11 protein-coding genes are annotated in these 20,891 nt (G+C 31.5%); 1 reads left to right on the top strand and 10 read right to left on the bottom strand.

Annotated features, from left to right (window positions below):
- The 8 genes from HMPREF3186_RS06015 to HMPREF3186_RS05980 form a co-directional block, all read right to left on the bottom strand.
- Window positions 1–7,609: MucBP domain-containing protein (locus HMPREF3186_RS06015; RefSeq protein ID WP_060914376.1), on the bottom strand; the 7,609-nt coding region annotated here is incomplete at its 3' end.
- A gap of 494 nt (window positions 7,610–8,103) precedes the next feature.
- On the bottom strand, window positions 8,104–10,398 hold the full coding sequence (locus tag HMPREF3186_RS06010; RefSeq protein ID WP_060914375.1) for a protein translocase subunit SecDF: 2,295 nt from the start codon (window positions 10,396–10,398) through the stop codon (window positions 8,104–8,106).
- Window positions 10,399–10,535: 137 nt separating this feature from the next.
- On the bottom strand, window positions 10,536–11,369 hold the full coding sequence (locus HMPREF3186_RS06005; protein WP_060914374.1) for a Cof-type HAD-IIB family hydrolase: 834 nt from the start codon (window positions 11,367–11,369) through the stop codon (window positions 10,536–10,538).
- Window positions 11,369–11,803, bottom strand: coding sequence for a GtrA family protein (locus HMPREF3186_RS06000; RefSeq protein WP_060914373.1), 435 nt, complete (start codon window positions 11,801–11,803; stop codon window positions 11,369–11,371). The genes HMPREF3186_RS06005 and HMPREF3186_RS06000 overlap by 1 nt, the downstream gene beginning before the upstream one ends.
- 278 nt (window positions 11,804–12,081) lie before the next feature.
- Window positions 12,082–12,471 (bottom strand): type II toxin-antitoxin system PemK/MazF family toxin, encoded by a 390-nt coding sequence (locus tag HMPREF3186_RS05995; protein ID WP_060914372.1) that lies wholly within the window; start codon window positions 12,469–12,471, stop codon window positions 12,082–12,084.
- The gene (locus tag HMPREF3186_RS05990; RefSeq protein WP_060914371.1) at window positions 12,464–12,979 is read right to left on the bottom strand and encodes a Panacea domain-containing protein; all 516 of its coding nucleotides are present in this window, start codon (window positions 12,977–12,979) and stop codon (window positions 12,464–12,466) included. Before HMPREF3186_RS05990 ends, HMPREF3186_RS05995 begins: the two co-directional genes overlap by 8 nt.
- A 197-nt stretch (window positions 12,980–13,176) precedes the next feature.
- The gene (locus HMPREF3186_RS05985; RefSeq protein WP_419865829.1) at window positions 13,177–14,730 is read right to left on the bottom strand and encodes a peptide chain release factor 3; all 1,554 of its coding nucleotides are present in this window, start codon (window positions 14,728–14,730) and stop codon (window positions 13,177–13,179) included.
- Window positions 14,731–14,763: 33 nt separating this feature from the next.
- Entirely contained in the window at window positions 14,764–16,260 is a 1,497-nt protein-coding gene (locus HMPREF3186_RS05980; protein ID WP_060914369.1) for a UDP-N-acetylmuramoyl-L-alanyl-D-glutamate--2,6-diaminopimelate ligase, read from the bottom strand.
- Window positions 16,261–16,626: 366 nt separating this feature from the next.
- Here HMPREF3186_RS05980 and HMPREF3186_RS05975 point away from each other — a divergent pair, with 366 nt between their 5' ends.
- The gene (locus HMPREF3186_RS05975) at window positions 16,627–17,790 is read left to right on the top strand and encodes a class I SAM-dependent methyltransferase (protein ID WP_060914368.1); all 1,164 of its coding nucleotides are present in this window, start codon (window positions 16,627–16,629) and stop codon (window positions 17,788–17,790) included.
- A 56-nt stretch (window positions 17,791–17,846) separates the two neighbouring features.
- On the opposite strand, the gene brnQ is transcribed toward HMPREF3186_RS05975, so the two are convergent.
- Both brnQ and HMPREF3186_RS05965 read right to left on the bottom strand, forming a co-directional pair.
- On the bottom strand, window positions 17,847–19,178 hold the full coding sequence (gene brnQ, locus HMPREF3186_RS05970) for a branched-chain amino acid transport system II carrier protein (protein WP_060914367.1): 1,332 nt from the start codon (window positions 19,176–19,178) through the stop codon (window positions 17,847–17,849).
- 328 nt (window positions 19,179–19,506) lie between these two features.
- Entirely contained in the window at window positions 19,507–20,808 is a 1,302-nt protein-coding gene (locus HMPREF3186_RS05965) for an NCS2 family permease (protein WP_060914366.1), read from the bottom strand.
- Window positions 20,809–20,891: the final 83 nt, after the last annotated feature.

Raw genomic sequence — 20,891 nt, 5'->3', positions numbered from 1 at the left:
CTGTTGCTGTATTGAAGTCTTTTCCTGTTGGTTGATCTTTTTCTGCGTCCTTAGGTGTTTCGTAGCCTTCAATCTTGTTACCTTCAGTATCTTTGTAAGTTACTGTTACATCACCTTTAACTAACTCATACTGATAAGTTACAGTAATTTCATTTTCTTCTACTTTACCAGACGCTGGTTTAGATCCATCCAATAATCCATCACGTTCAGCAATTAGTCGGTAAACTTTACCATCTGCTGTTGTAATCTTAGATGCTTTTTTGTCTGAAACAGTGTAATCAGAATTTACACTTGCATCTGTTACAGGTTTTAATCCATCAACTGTTACTTTTTCAGTTGAATCATTAGGCATTGTTGCAGTTCCTGCGATTGGTTGTCCATCTTTATCAACATATTTCACATTAACTGCTGATTTTTTCTCTTTGTAGACGAATGTTACTACTTTATCAGCTTCTGTTACTGTTCCTGTTTCTGGTTCTGATGTATTGTATAATCCATTATTTTCTGCTACAAGTTCATATACTTTACCATCTGCTGTTGTAATCTTAGTAGCTTTTTTCTCAGCTACTTTATCTGCATAACTTGTTCCTAACTCTGCTTCAGTAACTGCTTTTACGCCATCTGCTGTTACTGTTTCAGTTGTATTACCTGGCAATGAAGCTGTTCCTGCTAGAGGAGCTCCTTTTTCATCTACATATTTAACTAGAACATTACCTTTAACTTCTTCATAAACATATGTTACTTCAAGTGTTTTTCCTGCTACTACTTGTCCTTCCACAGCTCCAACGTTTTCTCCGTTTGTTACGACTGCTTCTGCAGAGTAAGTTGCGTTAGTTGTGGTAGTACCTTCTTTTGTAACTAGTTTATATTTCTTGTTGTTAAATTCAATTGTTGCTGGTTTTTCATCAGTTTCAGCTGCGTTATACGCTGTTCCTGCTTTAACATTTGTAGAATCTTGTACAGCTGGTTTAATTTCTGTACCGCCAGTACTAATGTATTTGATCACTACTGAACCTGCTTTTTCGTAGACATAAGTAACTTCTTTAGTTTTACCTTCTTCTACTGTTCCAGTAACTGGTGCTGAGTCAGCTTTTACTCCATTATTAGTAGATACTAGGTAATATACTTCTCCAGTTGCTGTTGTAATCTTATTCGGTTTGTTAGCTGGAGTGCTTGCATCATAATTTGTACCATTTGATACATCTGTTGCATTTGCAACTGCTAAACCTTTTTCTCCAACTTCTGTTGCAGATGTTGCATTATCAAATGTTAATTCACCTGTTAATTTCGTACCATCTGATAATTCATATTTAGTAACTACACTTCCTACTAACTCATATTGGTAAGTTACAGTGATTTCGTTTTCTTCTACTTTACCAGTTGCTGGTTTAGATCCTGCTTGTAAACCATTTCTATCAGCAATTAGTCGGTAAACTTTACCATCTTCAGTTGTAATCTTCGTAGCTTTTTTAGTTGTAACATCATAGTCAGATTTAATACTTGCATCTGTTACAGGTTTTAATCCATCAGCCGTTACTGTTTCAGTTGTATCTCCAGGCATTGTTGCAGTTCCTGAAATTGGACGACCTTGACTGTCTACATATTTAACATTAACACCAGATTTTTTCTCTTTATAAACATAAGTTACTTCTAATGTTTCAGCTTTAACACGTCCAGTTACTGCTGCAGAGTCTTTCTTAACTCCTGTTGCATCATATTGAACTTTACCTTCAGTTTTTGCTTCAGTTACTAATTCAAAGATTTTACCTTCAGGTGTTGTAATTTTGGCTGGTTTATTAGTTGCATCAGTTACATTATATTGTGTTCCAGTAACAACATTATCTTTATCAGTACGATCATCTTTAATCTTATTACCTTCTGTATCAATATAGTGAACAACTACGCTTCCTTTTTTCAACTCATAAATATAAGTAATTTCTTTATTTCCTTCGGTAACTTTACCAGATGGTTCTGCTTTTGTAGCTTGGTTTACATTCGTTCTTATACCATTAGCATCATATTGAACACTACCCTCTGTCTTAGCTACTGTTACTAATTCATAAACTTTTCCATCAGCTGTTTCATAACGAGTTGGTTTATTTTCTGAAGTTGTAGTATCGTAATCTTCACCAGTTGAAACATTATCCTTAATAACCTTATCAGCTAAACCGAATCCTCTTCCATTTGTATCTTGATACTTCACTCTTACAGTACCTTTGGCTAATTCATAGACATAAGTAATCTCTGTAGTACCCTCTTTTAAATCACCGTAATCTCTTGGTGTGTTTGGTTTTACTCTTCTCCAGTTATAGATTTTTCCATCTTCCAATGTAATCTTATCAGGTCTGAATTTTTCTTTTTTCTCACCTGAAAGAGCACCCATACTATAACTTGCTTTATTAGGTCCTGTTAGCTCAGTACCATCAACATCAGTAGCATTTTTTAATTTTTGCTCAGATACATAAGCCTGTTTATCTTTAATGACATGTCCTTCTGTATCTTCGTAATTAATATTGATTGAACCTTTTTTAGCCTCATAAAGAACAGTATATTCTTTATTTTCAATAATATCTCTTGATACAGTAACTGTTACCGGTGCTTCTTGCCCAGCAGGAGTATAAGTAATATCCATAGTAAATGCTTCAGTTACTGGTTTTATAACAGCATCTTTCTTATTACTGATTGCAGGTAGAGTAGTACTATTACCAGCACTATCTTTCGCTACAGTTGTAACGTTTTGACCAAATTCTCTCTTATCTTTAGAAATCGTTACTTCTCCAGTAGATGGATTTACAGTAATGTTAGTATCTGTTGTCGTCCATCTATTTCCTTCTTTTGTAACGATAGAAGTAATTGGCTCTGTTTGTCCTTTAGGAACGTAAGTAATTTCTAATCGTGTAGTTTCTGAAACTAATGGAGCAATTACCTTATTGCCCGCATCATCTTTTGATGAAACATTTGTTAATGTATTGTTTGAATCTTTTGTCACTACAGAAATTTGTGTTCCAGCTTTTACTTTATTCGCTGCAATCGTTACTTCTCCTGTTACTGGATCAACTTGAATATCATCATTTGGAGCTTTCCATCTAACAATTGGTTCTTTCTCAACATTTTTAATCGTTTCATCATCTTTTCTACCAACTAGTTTATAGTCATTATTACCAGTAGGAGAACCTTCAGTTGGCCAATCTAAAGGAGTATAATTATTAACTCTTTCCCACGGTCCATAGATTTTCTCTCCAGCTCTTGGTCCCTCTTTAATGGTATAAACAACACGTTTAGCAGGACGAGTAAATGTTCTCTGAGGGAAAATGACATTTCCTTCATTATCTTTTTCTACATAGTTGATTGTACGAGTTACTTCTTTACGTTCCTCTTTACGATCAGCTTCTACATAAACGTAGATTACTTGTTTAGTTTTTTGTTTTTCATATGTTCCACTTGTAGCATCTGATTCTGTATGAACATGGCTATAGATATAAGCTTTCCCATCATTAGCTCTATCAATGATATCGTATGATGAAGTAGTATATGGATCATTTTGGAACCCTTTATCACTAGTTTCAGTCATAATATCATTACCTGATAAGTTAACATGTCTTACTTTTAATTTACCACGTTGATCTTCTGTTACTAGACCTACTTTATTTGATTCTAATTCGCCATTCTCACCCTTAGCGTTTTGATAACCTAGCCAAATTTGGGATTGCCCTTCTACTAAGTTGGGATTGTCTTCGTGTACATGAACATCAAATTTTGTTTGGAATGTTTCACCTATATTAAGAGTATATTCTCCATCGAATACATACTTAACAGCTGTAACAGTACTCCAATCTGTAATCTGATCTGCAGTTACGTATTGTGCTTTAGTTTTTTCAGCATTTGTTCCTTTAGACGTTGTATATACCACATGGTAATTAGCTGTACTAGGGATTGGTCCTTTCAGACTTGTTTCTGCCACTTTATGAGGCTCACTATAGTTTTTAGGAATTTCTACCATTAATTCTTTTAAAACTGCTGGGGATTTACCCACATTTGTTACAGATGGTGAAAGTACAACATCTTCACCATTTTTAACATTGATAATTCCCATTACTCCGACTTCATTTTGCTTAGCAATAGTTAATTGTGTATAGTATTCTGTTGCTGTTTTTAATGTTACATCTGTAGTTGCTTTAGCGACTTGGCGTCCAGCTTCATGCCCTTCTAGAATGTCAGCACTTAAGCTTGGATCTTTACCTACTAAACGTTGTGACTCTTTATCCCATACTAAGTACGAATCGATGTGATAAGTGCCAGCTTTTACTTGACCATTGTTTACAACTTCAAAGGTTAAAGCAACTGGACCATCATTGTTCAATTGATCTAAGTTTAAGTCAACAGACTTTAAGCCTAAATCTTTTGCTTTAAAGATATAAGCTGTTTTACCTTTTTGACCTTTATAGTCTTTTATAATTTTATCTGGATTAATAAGATCCGTATCTTTAACAACATTTTCATAATCTCCTGCACTATAGTTCCATCTACCTTGTGTCGAGAATTTATTTGAAAATAGTTTATTATCCATCGGCATACGGAAATTCGTCAATGGAAGTTCTGAATCTGCTACTAACATGACTGTCGCATTTTGAATTTTTTCATCTAAGTCTTCTGACTTCAGTACTTTTTTATTATCTTCAGTTTTTATTGCGTTATTAAAATAATCACTTGCTTTATAACGAACCATAAATGGTACTATTTGTTGACGAGAAATATTATCCTTATTATTTCCGCGGTTTGCATCATAACTTGCTGCATTTGGATCACCATATGGTAATACCGGACTGATAGCTAATTCAGCTGTAAAACGTTCTTTTGTATGAACTGCAGTATTATAACCATCCTTCTTAACAGTTGGTGGATAAGTCATTGTTGACGCAGCATCTAATGAGTTCCCATGAGTTGATAAGCTAACTCCAATATTATTTTCATGACGTGTAATATTATCATTTGCTGACATTTCTTGCCAATTAGCCATCGTCGTTCTAACCGTAGATCTGAATCCTAGTGGAACGAAGTTATCACCAGCTTCGATAAATTTATCAACGATATCTGGATGCTCTAAGACTAAACGTGTGAATTGTTTTGATTTATCAATTTCGACTTCTTCATATAATTGATTAGCTGTTGACATTTCTTTTAATTCTTCACGAGTTCCATCTGCTTTTACCCCATATAATTTAAATGGTTTTGCAAATTTATAATTAAAGCTTTGTTTACTTGCTTCTGAATTATTATAAGATTCAAGCTTAGTTGTTCCATCTTTTTGGATGACATTTGCAGTTGTTTCAATTAGTTGGAAGTGAGTAAAGTAAGTATTTGGTTTATCTGTTGGTACAGAATATACGAAATAATTATTATCTAGTTTATCTCCATTACCTTTTAATGATCTTGAAGTCATTGCACCGTTTTCATCTCTTAATGGACCTGAATTGTAGCCATATGAAACATTAAATTCATCCGTATCACTTTGATCAGAGAATAAACGTTGTTTATTTGGTGTTGTAACTCCAAATGCCATACGTTGCGCCGGAATAGGTGCTGGACGATCATCACCAATCGAGAAATTTAATTGATTATTTAACGCTGCTGACGTTGCTAATGTTTGAGTATAAGTAGTTCCATCTGGACGATGACCAATTGCTTTGTACTCGATATTAATTTTTTTACCGCCATTAGTACTTAAATACTCTTCCATTTTTTGAGGAGTATCAAAGTAGCCTTCTTTGACACGGAATACCGGTCCATTATTATTAATATCTAATCCAACTCTGGTTGGTCTCTTATATTTATCTACTGATGTTTTATCATAATTTAGTTTGGCAACATTTCCTTCTAAAGTCCAATAACGATTCGTTTCTACTGTCGGCACTAACTCTAGAAATTCTGGAATACCTGTAATTGTATAATCTACATCAGTTAGACGACCATTCCCATTTTTATCCCCTACATCTGTACCTTGTAAAAATTCTTTACCTTTATCATATGTAATAAATGGAAGCGTAAAAGTATTCCCCTTAATTGGACTAAATGATCCATCCGAATTTTTCGAACCGATAATTAATTCTCTATCATAGTATCCTGGAACATAATCAAAAAGATTTTTATTTTCTTTTTTATCGGATTCTTTATAAAGAATTTGAGATAAATACTCGTATTTAGCTGTAGCTGTTGTTGAAGAAATTAATTCCTCTCCACGATAAAATTCTGCTCTAGCAACAGTTGTATCACCAGCTGATGGACTTTTATCAATTGAAGAACTAATTTGTTGTTCAATATTAATTTGCCCTACTGCACCACCTCCAATAGTATTCAGAGGAATTTCATAGATAAAATTATCATTATCTGAAAGATCTTTTGGACTACCACTTGCTAACGCTGAGTTAGAGAGCGTTGGTTTCGCATTTCCCTCTGTGTATAAATGTTTTTTCGGAATAATATAACGAATTTTACCATCCTTGATTGGTGTTGCTGATGAACTTGAAAAGTTTAAACTTAATTTCAGAAGACGTTTTCCATCACCATTACTTACTACTGGAATAGTATCTTCACTTACATTTTTACTATTTCCATTAGAATCTTGAAATGTTAAATTACCATAAAGTACTTTATTACTAACAGTGCCATCTGCACGGAATCCGTCTGTTTTTGGAATTTCGTTACCATTACGAACATCACGTCTACCACTCATTAACCTTGTAATTGCATTCACAACAGAATTACGACTTTTTTCAGCACGCTTAAATAATTCGTCTAATTCAGCTTTTGTTAGAGTTGAATTTTCTAAAGAAGAATTTACTTCTTTAAGAACTTGTTTTGCTTCTTCGACTACTTTTTTATCATCTACTGAAGATAAATCTGCAGCATTAACAACTGCTTTCGATAATTCCTCACTAACTTTTTTAAATTCCTCTGAATTTTTTGACTTTTCTAATGTCTCTTTTGAAGAATTATCCACTTCTTTTTCTGTTTCAATTTTCTTGTCATTATTTTCACTATCTTTTACTTCTGTTTTGATAGATTTTAAAATTGATACATAAGAACTAATTTCTTTAGCTTTTTTATCTACTTCTTCCTGAGTAGAATCATTTTCTAATAACGTTTCTGCTGATTCAAGCTTTTTAGTTGCTTCATCAATCAATGATTTTTGTTTTGTATTATTTTTAACTCTTTCTAATTGAGCTTTTAATTCTTCAATTTTTTTAGTTAAAAGTGTCTTATCAACTTCTTTTGTTGCAGCCTTATCTTGATTATTTTCACCTGATTGAGTTGCTAACTTTCCTACAACAGCTTCTGCTACTTTTTCATGAGTATTCACAATTTTATTAGCTGCTGGTTTTACAGAATTTTCTGAAACGATATTAACGGTATTCGCTCTTTCATCTGGACTATTAGTAGCTTCGCGTGATTGAGCTACACTATCACTAGCTTCTACTGTTCCAGCTCCGAAGAATATACCTACCCCAATTAGAACACTCGCTGCTCCAACTTTGAATTTTTTGATGGAGTAGGTTTCAACTTTTTCACCGCGAAGTTCGTGGCGTTTTTTTATATTATTTTTTCCTACCATAATAACTTCTCCTTTTTATAATTTTCTTTTTAATTAACATTATAGTAAATTAGCCTAAAATTTACTTAAATATTCTACCATAAACTTTTTCATTTTAAAAACAACCTGTCTTATTATATTTCAATTAACTTTATGTAAAGTTATATCACTACATAGGGTCTTTCTCCAATAAAATTTAAATTGACTATACAAAATATTAACTCTTATAATTATTCAATATGTTTTTTATTTTTTTAATAAATCAACTATAATTTAATGAGTCTTTTAAGTAATTATAAATTAATCCCCAAAAAAGTAGTGCTCTTCTGATATAATCTCGACTACTAGCACGTACCTCAAGATGATAACTTGCACATTTGATTAACCTTATTGTATTTTGACCACCGCTACCAGGCAAGAGGACTTATTTATTTCCCCTTATTTTCGTAAATTAAATAAAGCCATTAAAAATAAGACCCAAAACTAAGTTTCCTTAATTTTGAGTCTTTATAATTCTATACTAAAACTTTATCGTTTTCTTTTCTCTCACTTGGAGATTGTCTTACACTTACTTCGATTTTTCCTTTTTTGTTTAATTCACGTACTTTTAATACTGCCCACAATTGTGCTGCAATAAATAGTGATGAATATAAACCAAAGACTAATCCTATAAGTAACGCTACGTTAAATGAGTAGATTGAACTACTTCCTAGTAATAACATCACTACTACAGTAATTATAACTGTTAATACTGTATTAATAGAACGAGTTAACGTTTGTCTTAGCGATACGTCTACTACTTTGTAAATTTGTTCTTTAGATGTTAGTACTTTCTCATGTCGCATATGTTCACGAATACGGTCGAATGTAACGATAGTATCGTTAATCGAGTAACCTACAATTGTTAATACCGCAGCGATGAATGTAATATCTATTTCTAATCTTAATAAGCTCGCTATGAAAATGATGATACATACGTCATGCAGTAAGGCGATAACACTCGTAAGTCCCATACGCCATTCGAATCTAAATGCTACATAGATGATAATACCTATAGAAGCATACATTAACGCGAATAATGCATTTTTAGCTAATTCTTTACCAATTACTGGAGATACAACACTTAGGTTAGCATCTTTTTCATATTTTTTAGCAAAGTATTCTTTTATTTCAATTGATTTATCTTGTGCAAAGCTCTCTTTAGAGTGAACTGTTGCTTGTTTTTTATCTGGTGATAAAACTATTTTTTCTTCTTTTACTTTTAAGTTATTTAAGTCTTCTTGAACTTTATCTATAGATAATTCCGTATTTGCAGCTACATCTATACGAGTACCACTAGAAAAGTCAATTCCTAAGTTAAGTTTATTCATTCCTAGAGAAATAGATCCCGCTATCATAATTGCAATACTTAACGCAAAGAATTTCTTCATGTGCTTAGTGAAGCTCAGCCATTCGAATTTAGTACTTAAGTTAAGTGAATTTATACCAAACTTAGTTTCATGGATACTCTTCTTACTAACACCGAAGTAGCCTGGGTGTTTGTTAAAAATATTAGAGTTTACTAATAAGCTAAGTAATAATCTTGTACCAAATACCGCTGTTATAAAGCTGACAAGTATTGATAGTAATAACATTGTCGCAAAACCTTTAACACTACTTGTCCCAAAGATAAATAGTACTATCGCAGCAATAACTGTAGTAAACTGCGAGTCAAAGATTGTCCATAACGACTGCTTAGCTCCATCTAAATATGCTTTTTTCAATGGATAACCGGCACGTACTTCTTCTTTAATTCTTTCGTACATGATGATATTAGCATCGACTGCCATACCAACCCCAAGAATTAAGGCTGCAATACCAGGAAGTGTTAATACACCTGAAATCATATTGAAGAATACTACCGTAATATATACGTATGCGACCATCATTACACTCGCTACGAATCCAGGAACACGATAAATAACTAACATGAATAAACAAATAATTGCTAAAGCTACAGCTCCTGCATATACTGTTTGATTTAACGCATCAGCACCGAATTGAGCTCCTACAGAGTTAGAGTAAATTTCTGTTAATTTTACAGGTAAAGCACCTGAGTTTAATAACGCTGCCATTTCTTTAGCTTCTTTAACAGTAAAGTTACCAGTAATTTGAACATCTTTTGAGTTAATAGTTTGTGCTACTTGTGGCGCAGAAACATATTTAGGTTTCTCTTTAGCCGCTTCAGCCTTAAATGAATCTCCTTCATTGAAGTCCATCCAAATAACCATTAAGTTTTGACCTTGAGGACGTTTACTGATTTCTGAAGTAATATTACCAAATTTATCAGCGTCTTTTAATTTCAAGTTAACATCAGGTTTGTTATTTTGATCGAATCCTTGAGATGCTCCGTTTTCTTCTAAATCAGAACCGTCTAACAATACCTTGTCTTCAATATCACGAATAGTTAAGTTCGCTTGCGTTGATAATACTTTACGAGCTGTTTCTTGGTCTTTTACCCCTGCAAGTTCAACACGAATTCTATTTCCTGATTCAACAGTAATAACCGGTTCACTTACCCCAAGTATATTAATACGTCTACTAATAGTGTCAGCAGTTGCCTTAACAGCTGCTTCATCTATAGTTTGACCTTCTTTAAGAGGTTCTACTTGGTATAGTACCTCAAATCCTCCTTGAAGATCCAGTCCAAGATTTACTTTTTCAGCATTAGATTTTGATGTTAATCCTATTGACGTAAGAATAATAACAACTAATGACAAGAAAGCAATAATTCTACTGAACTTTTTTTTCTCATTTCTTCTTCCTCTCATGAAAGTTCTCCTTTATTTTATTTTTCATTGTACAATTTATAGTAATCAAATATAAAATTATTTATATGTAAATCGCTATATAGGTAATTAATACGCTACCTTCTAATTTATCAAATTTTCGCTAAGTTATCAAGTATTTATTTAATTTTTTCGTAATAATCTTCTACATATTTAATAACAGAAAAATCATTATTATTTCCGATAACTTCATCACACATTTCTTGAATTTCTTCTTTAGCATTATTTGGACAAACACTCCAGCCTGCTACATCGAACATTTCTTTATCATTGAAATTATCACCAAATACTACACAATCTTCAATTGGAGAATTGTAATATTCAGCTAATTTTTCAATAGCTGTTCCCTTATTACAGCCTTTTGGCATAATGTCGAAGAAATCAGTCGCTGAGAATGTACCATCAACTTCTAAAACTTTACTTACCTCATTAAAAAAATTCACTACTTTTTCGTGATCTTTAGCAATCATCATAATTTTTTGACAATCTTCATTATTCTTTTTAATTTCACCTATAATGTCATCATGAATATACATTGGCGTTTTCAGTTCCTCTGGCATATCCGCTTCAAGCTTTTTCATTCTAGCCATACTAAATGACAAGTGATCACAATAGATATAATTTAGTGTATATACATGAAATTCTATTTCATCATCATTTAATTCTTTAAACATGCTGTGAATCTTTTCAATTTCTTCTATCTTAAAACTCTTTTGATAAACTATTTCACCTGTTGATAAATTTCTAATTAAACTTCCATTATTAGAAATAACTACATCGTTCATCCCTAAGTTGTAATAATAATGCTTAACCGCAATATCAGGTCTTCCCGTGGCAATTATGAATTTACTTCCTTTATCTTGCAGTTTTACTATCACATCTTTCGCATTTGGTGCAACTTCTTTTTTATCATTTAAAAAAGTTCCATCCATATCAGTAATAAACCATTTCATTAGTTATTTTTCTCCTTTGTGAAAACTAAAAATTTACTAATAACATAATTAGCAACAAGTACTACGAATTGAATAATAAATTTACTTAGATAGGCATTCATTCCTAAGTAAATGAATAATTCTACTCCAAATACTTCTATAACAAGCGTAGATAATCTAGCTGTAAAGAATTTACTAAGTTCATAAAATACCCTCTTAAATCCTACTGCCTTTGAATTAAATACGTACTTAGCATTAACAAAATATGCAAATAAAATCGATAATGTTATAGATATTAAATTCGCTGGTCTAACTTCCATACCATAGTAATACAAAATAAAATATGTAACAACATTTACTAGTGTCGTACAAACTCCAAAGAATATATAATTAACTATACTTCTGTATCTAGGTTCTTTGTAAAGATCCAGCATTTTCTTTATTAAATTTCTCATGCTATCCTCTTTATAATAAAATTTTGCCAACACTTAATTATATACCTATAAGTAGTTTTTTTCAAATTTTTGCATGTGAAATTTAATACAAGTTAGAATTACTATGTATTCTTTTGAAATTCAATCACATATAATTTTTTCATTGAGTAAATGACAAAAAAGAGAGGTTGAAAACCTCTCTTCCATCTTTAAACTTTCACCTTTGGTATATAGGTAGTGAGACACCTTCTTAATTATTTAATATTAAACAATCATAGGGTTTTGTAAATCTAATATACTTATTTTAAACCACTTAGATATTCTTGAATTTTACTAACTATATTACTCCATAAATCTGGATATAATTCTTTAAGATTTGCTATTGTTTGATTTGACAATTGTGATGTATGTAAAGTCATTAATTTATGTGTACGAATATAGGATGTATCCCGTGTTAAATTAAGTAATGGATACACATTCTTATCTATTGGAATATCATATTCACTGTTAATATTCATCTTTACACTAATAGACCACAGCGGTAATACTGTAAAATCGCAGGCACCTTCGTTTTTTTCTGCTTTTATTAAAAGCACAGGTCTCGCCTTAAATTTTATATTTCCACTAACAATATCATAATATGGTAATCTAGATTTCTTTATGCAACCTTCAAATTGTTGATTACTCATGGGTCATAACCTCTTCATCAAATTCTTCGAATTCATCAAGATATGAATCATATTGGTAATCATATATTCTAACTTTTTCTGCATCTAAACGAATATCATCTTTCGAGATGATTCTTTGTCCTGGTTCGCTATCATCCAAGCCTATTCTACTATTTTTCCATGAAATCTCATCATGTGATAAATTTCTTAAATACCACGCATCATACTGTCCATATTTAGCTATCGTGCTATTAATTATATATTTATCACGATCACATAAAATTAAATCACTATTTTGTGTTGATTTATAATGCTCATCGAAATAATATCTTAGTTCTGGCAGAACTGATCCATGAATCCAACCTTCAAATTCATTATCAAATAAAGGTTCTCCCGTCAAAGCATAACTTTCTCTTTGAGCAAAATACATTAATTTTTGTAATTTTAGTTCTTGATTATCTAATTGAGAATTGGAAAAATTCTCATAAGAATAAATCATATATTGTGTTAATTGTTTTAGTCTATCCATTTTCCCTATCCTCCACATATAATCATTTACATCTTAATTATACTATATTAATTTTTTAATATCACGGAAGAACCTTATAAATAAAGTACTTGTATTTTTTATGAACTAAACTTTACTTTTTAAAATACTTATAATTATAACTAAAAAAGACTCAAAAACTAATTCTACAAATATAATTTCGAGTCTTTTATTTTTATCTACAGTTTACTAAACAGTTTTACATCTGGATATTTATCGCTAAACCAATTCATCGCAAAGTCATTTTCGAATAAGAATACGTAATTATCATATAAGTCTTTTACTAAGATACTTCTTGAACTTGACATGTTCTCATTAATTGATTCTTCATTTTCAATCCAACGAGTAGTTTTTTGTCCAATACGTTCCATTACCACTTCAGTATTGTATTCATTTTTCATACGGTGTTCAAATACTTCAAATTGCAGCTGACCTACTGCTCCTAAGATAATTTGGTTCGTATGTAATGTTTTATAATACTGAATTGCTCCTTCTTGTACCAGTTGCTCAACACCTTTATGGAAGTGTTTTTGTTTCAATACGTTTTTCGCAGAAACTTTTACGAATATTTCTGGCGTGAATGAAGGAAGTGCTTCAAATTCAACTTTTTTATTTTGATAAAGCGTATCACCGATTTGATAATTTCCGCTATCGTAAAGACCGATAATATCCCCTGCGTAAGCCACATCTACTGTAGCCTTATCATCAGCCATAAAGTTAGTAGAACGTGAAATCTTTAATTTTTTACCTGTTCTTGTTAAGTTTACATCCATACCACGGTTGAACTCACCTGAACACACACGTAAGAATGCAATTCTATCACGGTGTTTAGGGTCCATATTGGCTTGGATTTTGAAGATAAATCCTGAGAAGTCTTCACCTGTCGGTTGAATATCTTCTTCATTTACTCCACGACGCCCCTTTGGTGTTGGTGCATTATCTACGTAGTAGTTTAAGAAACTTTCTACTCCAAATGATGATAATGCTGATCCAAAGAATACTGGAGTTTGTTCACCTTTTAATTGTTTATCATAGTCGTAGTCAACACCTGCTTCAGTAATAAGAATCATATCTTCTACACATTTTTGATACATAGTATCTTGAGCGAGTGGATTATCATCTATGATATTATATTCTTCGTCTAATTCTACAAAATCACTATCTTCTTTAAATGGTTCTATAAAATGATTTTTTCTATCCATTATACCGAAGAAGTTTTGCCCCATACCTACCGGTAGGTTCATCGGATATGTTTCTATTTCTAATTTTTCTTCAATTTCAGCTAATAATTCTAATGGATCTTTAATCTCACGGTCAACTTTGTTAATGAATGTGAAGATTGGAATACCACGCATACGACATACTTTAAATAGTTTTAATGTCTGCGCCTCAATCCCTTTCGCTCCATCAATAACCATTACGGCACTATCTACTGCCATAAGAGTACGATATGTATCTTCTGAAAAGTCTTCGTGTCCTGGTGTATCTAGGATGTTGATAATTTTATTATCATAGTCTAGTTGCATTACTGATGAAGTTACCGAGATACCACGTTGTTTCTCAATATCCATCCAGTCACTTTTTGCATACTTTCCTGTTTTTTTACCTTTTACTGTTCCTGCTTCACGAATAGCTCCACCAAATAATAGTAATTTCTCCGTTAATGTAGTTTTACCAGCATCGGGGTGAGAGATAATGGCAAATGTTCTTCTTTTTTCTACTTGTTCTCTAATTTTTTCTACCACGTTATTTTCCTTTCAATTTTTCTATTTTATATTAAATTTCTTTTTCGCTTCTTCTACAGCAACAATTGGATCTGAGTGCCAAACTTTTTTACCACCTTGAAGAATTTCATAATCTTCACGTCCTTTTGAAGCTAAGATTACTACATCTCCAGGTTCAGATAGTTCAATTATTCGTTTAACAGCATCAGTTCTAAACCATACTTTTTCATAATTTTTATGAGTCATACCTTTTTCGATAGATCCCATTAGAACTTCTACGTCTTCATCACGAGGGCTATCAGTTGTAATAACAACATAATCTGCTTCTGAGATAATTTTTCCAATTAATGGCCCTTTAGAAATATCACGTCCACCACCCATTCCAGTAACAAGAAGTGTACGTTTACCTTTTCTTATTTCACGAGTTGCTTCTAATAATTTTTCATAGCCATCTGGAGTATGTGCAAAGTCACTTATAATATCAATCGGTAGCTCATCACCTAAGATTTCCATTCTACCGTATAATGCCCCAAGCTTAGGTAAAATACCAACTAGCTGTTCTACACTATAACCTTTTAGCCATACAGCAATAAGAGCAGCAAGGACATTACTTACCATAAAGTCTCCAATATAATTAGTTATACATTCAAAAGTACCTTCTGGAGATTTTAGTGTGAAACTTGTTTTATAAGCTTTATCCTCTTTATATTGCTTTATATTATAAGCATAAAAATCTGCTGTATTGTCTTTGATAGAGTAATTTATTTCTTGTTGATATAAGCATTTTGAAATGATCTTATAGTAATTATCATCTTTATTCAAGACACCATATTTTGCTTCCGATAGATTGTTACCTAATGTTGAAAATAATAAACTCTTATCATAAGCATATGTCTGCATGTCTCCATGAAAATCTAGGTGTTCATGTGTTAAGTTTGTAAATATCGCAACATCAATATCTACATTGTAAATACGGCCTAACGCCATTGCATGCGATGATGCTTCAAAAGCAAGATTATTAATTTTTTCTTTACGTAGTTCCCCTATTTGATTATGTAATGTTACTACATCAGGAGTTGTATTACCGAAATAAATTAGTTTATCATCATTTTTACCAAAACCATTCGTTCCTATATAGGCACTACTTTCTCCTAAGTTACGTAGCATATTATGAACTAATGTTGATATACTCGTCTTACCGTTTGTTCCAGTTACAGCAACAGTATGTACATCAGAACCTTCATTAATTTTCTTTGCAATCATACTGGCAATTTTTTCTATTTCATGTTCTTTTACAACAATCACAGCACAGTTTTCAACGCTATAATCTTCATAACGACTCGCTATTACTAATGCTGCCCCTTGTTCAATTACCTTTTCTATATAATTATGACCATCTACCGTATATCCTTTTATAGCGATAAAGACATCCCCTTTTCCTATTTTTCTAGAATCTTGAGATATATTGTTTACTCTTTCTGGTAAATTTCCATAAATAGTTTTTATTTTTATATTATCAATAATATCTAATATATTCATACTATCTACCTTTTTCTTATTTTCTAACTACTAAATTATACCACGCATGATACTATTACTCAACCAACAATAGTAATTATTTTATCTAGGAATGACACAAAAATAATGATTTCGAAAAAAAAACATTTTTGAAAAATTATCCAAGCGAAGTTTACTAGTTATCTAAAATGCTTTTATAAAGCCTATTTAGGTATCAAAAAATACTGCATCTATGAGTTCACATTTAATTAGGAATTTTGGTTTATCCCAAATTTTTAATCATTCGCTCTAGAGTAACGACAATCTATTCTATTATGTTGATAATTAATAAAATCTAGTGTAATATATATAAGAAATCATTATAAAAAGAAATTAAAAGGAGCTACAATGGAACACGAAATTATTTCAGAAATTTTGACTCATATAGCTAATAACAACATTAATAAAATAACTTTCTCTAATATTCGCAATAAAGAATTAGAACTTGATAAAGTTATTGGTAAATTAGTTAGTATCAAAGAAAGTATTAATCTACAGCTAGAATACAGATACAAAAGAATAATAAAACATACTAATATAGTTACTACTGATTCTTCGCATATTGAAAATACGATTAAAGAACTTTTCGAATTAGCAAAAGATATTAATGTTGTTACCATAGATGAAAATATTAATATTAAAATTTCAAAAAAATTCAAAATTAGTGTAAGTAGAAAGAAAATATCTACTAAAACTATTTCATTTGAACATAATAAGAAAAAAGATTACTTCTTAGATGAAAAACAGAAATATCCATTTTTAATTGAGCTTGGAATTCAAAATAAGGATGGTAAAGTTATTAAAAGTAAATACAATAAATTTAAACAGATAAATAAATATCTTGAATTTATTAAACAAGCTACTAGTCAATTAGATTCTAATAAACAGATTACAATTCTAGACTTTGGTAGTGGTAAGAGTTACCTAACATTTTCTACCTATTATTATTTAACTGAAGTTCTTAACATGAATGTGAAGATTATTGGAATAGATCTGAAAAAAGAAGTTATTGAACATTGTAATAATATAGCTAAAAAACTTAATTTCTCCAATCTTAGCTTTATTTATGGTGACGTTATCGACTATGAAAATAAAGAGAAGATAGATATGGTTATAAGTCTTCATGCATGTAACACTGCAACTGACATAGCTATTCTAAAAGCTCTTGGTTGGAAAGCAAAAGTATTCTTCGCAGTTCCTTGTTGTCAAAAGGAAGTTAATAGTCAATTAAATGCCGATTTCCTTCCATTCATGTTAAAACATGGGATTGTGAAAGAAAAATTCTCTACTCTTCTTACGGATTCTGTTCGTAGTGAAGTCCTAGAAGCATTCGGATATAAATCTGACATTGTTGAGTTTATCTCCGCAGAGAACACACCTAAAAATCAACTTATCCGCGCATATAAAACTACAAATAATGTAGACAAAGAGAAATTATCTAATATTAAAAAATTCACTTCATCTTTAAATGTGAAGATGTTCTTATTAGATGAAGTAAACAAACTTATATAAGAAAAAAGCATTGGCTCTTTATTTCGAGCTAATGCTTTTAAATTTATTTTTTCTAATTATAGTTCACTAAAGTCGTAAACTTTACCTTTTTGTCTATTTGGTAATACAGCCGCAATTACTAAGCAAACTACTGCTGGTACTAACCATTCTAAACTTTGAGCTGCTAGAGGAAGTTTTGCGATTAGACCACTTAAAGCTGCTACTTTAAATGTGCTTCCTACTACAGAAAGAATAGAGATTAGTGTAACTACTGCCATTGTTAATTGCATTCCTAATTTAGATAACGCAACGTATTTGTTAACAATAACGATTAATACTAATGCAATTGTGATTGGGTATAAGAATAATAGCATTGGTACTGAGAATTGGATAACACTTTGTAATCCAACGTTTGCGATAGCAAATCCTACAACTGTGAATAATGTAGCATACGTTTTGTATGAAAGTTGTGGGAATTTTTTGTTAAAGAATTCTGAAGTTGCCACGATTAATCCTACTGTTGTAGTGAAACATGTAAGAATTACCATGATTCCTAAGAACATACTTCCGAAGTTACCAAATAATTGACGCGCTGATTCAGATAGTACATATGCACCCTTGTTAACTTTAGGGTTAGCAAGTACTTCTGCAGGGACTGCAAATTTGTTACCTAATAATCCTAATCCAACGTATAAGATACTGAATCCAATACCTGTTGCAATACCAGCAATCCAAACACTAGATAAAAATTCTTTTTTATCTTTAAACCCTAATTGTTTTAGAGCGCTCATCGCAATGATACAGAATGCTACCGAAGCAAGTGCATCAAGTGTGTTGTATCCTTCGATAAATCCTGTACCGAATGCTAAACCACTAGTTGCATAAGTTTTAGCAGCTTCACCTGTTGAGTTGAATTTAGAAACTCCTAAGATTACTAAAATTACGATTAATAAAGCAAAAATAGGTGTTAAAATTTTACCTACACTATTTAAAATCTTAGTTGGGTTTACCGCTAATAAGAACGCACATACAAAATAGATAATTGTAAAAATTAATAACCATGGTAAACTACTTCCAGCTACAACTGGAGCTACTCCAATATCAAATGCAGTTGCTGCAGTTCTTGGAATCGCAAAAAGTGGTCCAATTGATAAATAAAGTAAAACTAAGTACCCTGTTGAGAATAATGGTGAAATCTTTTCATCCATCTCTGCTCCATAACCATTTGGATTAAGTGCTCCTACGATAAGTGTAACAATCGCTATACCTACTCCTGAAACAACAAATCCTAAAATTGCTGGCCAAAAGTTTCCTCCTGCACTTACTCCTAGTGCTGGTGGAAAGATTAAGTTTCCAGCACCAAAAAAGATACCAAATAATAACAATCCGGTTAATAAACCTTTTTTCATATATAATATTTCCTTTCTTAATTTATAATAGTATTATTATAATACTATACCTTTTTAAAAAAGGCAAACACTTTTTTAAAAATAATTAAGAATTTTTTTATTTTATTCGAAATTATCAGAAAATAATCACGATATAAAAGAAAACGAAATCACAGTTGGTGTAATCCTAATATTATGTATACCTTTAGTCTAGACAAATTGATACTTTTCTCTTTTTTACATATCAACACATTTTATTATAAATTTATGACTATAATCTATAATAATACCCTTTTTACTGAAAAAAAGTAAAAAGGGTATATATTTATATTAAATTTATTGTTCGCTATTACACATGTAGCCAAAGTAACTGAATTACAAATAATATTGCGAATAGATACATTAATGGATGAATATCTTTCCATTGTTTTTTAGATAATTTTAATACTACATAGAAGATAAATCCAAATGCGATACCATCATTAATTGAACCAGTAAGTGGAATACCTACAATTGTTACAAATGCTGGAAATGCTTCTGTAATATCAGACCAGTCAATCTTAGCAATACTTTCCATCATGAATGAACCAATGATAATTAATGCTGGTGAAGTAATCGCTGGAACTGAAGCTAAGCTACTTGCAAGTGGGAATAAGAAAATTGAAATTACAACTAAGAAACTTGTTGTTAAAGCTGTAAGTCCTGTACGTCCCCCATTAGCAACCCCTGCTGAAGATTCAATATAAGCTGACGTTGGTGTAGTTCCAAATAATGATCCTGCTAATGATGCAAATGAGTCAGCGAATAAAGCTTCTTTTGCTCTTTCCATTTTACCATTTTTTACTAATCCTGCTTGCGTAGTTACGGCAACCATTGTACCTGTTGTATCAAATAATGTTACCATTAAGAATGTGAATACTATTCCATATAATCCTAATTGTAAGGCATTAATACTTTCACTAACTGGATTGTATAATAAACTTAAATCCATGTGAGGAATACCAAACACTTTTTCTACTTTCAACATTCCTGTGAAATATGAAATAATAGCAACTACTGCCATTCCAATGAAAATAGCACCTTTTACTTCTAAAGCTAATAGAACAAGGATAATAAAGATACCTAAGATTGTCATATAAGCTACTGGATTTTTTAAATCCCCTAATGAAAGAATTGTATGTGGATTTGCAACAATAAGCGCAGAGTTTTTAAGCCCTAAGAATGCGATAAATAACCCAATTGCTGCTGAAATTCCGTGTCTCAAGTTATTAGGAATTGAATCAATTAAACTTTCACGGAATTTTGTTGCTGATAGAATTACAAAAATAACTGCTCCTAAAAAACACGTTGCTAATAAAGTTTTATAGTTATAACCTGATGTTGCAGCCAATGTTGCGAAATATGAGTTTATACCCATACCAGGTGCAACTACTATTGGATAGTTCGCTGCTAATGCCATAATTAAAGTACCAACTAAAATCGCGATTATTGTCGCTGTAAATACTCTATCTAACGGGATACCTGCTGCTGATAGTACAGCTGGATTTACTACTAAAATATAACTCATAGAGAAAAATGTAATCAAACCAGAAACTACTTCGGTTCTAGTATTAGTATTATTCTCTTTTAATTTAAAAAGACGTTCTAACATAAATAGAAAATTCTCCTTAGTTTTTATTAATGCCGAAGCACATAAATAATAATAAATCTTTTAAAAATAAAAGTCAAGAGTTT

Source organism: Gemella haemolysans, assembly GCF_001553035.1.
In the GTDB taxonomy this organism is placed as follows: domain Bacteria; phylum Bacillota; class Bacilli; order Staphylococcales; family Gemellaceae; genus Gemella; species Gemella haemolysans_B.
The sequence above is the reverse complement of the archived record's forward strand: the minus strand, read 5'-3'. Positions and strand labels throughout refer to the sequence as shown.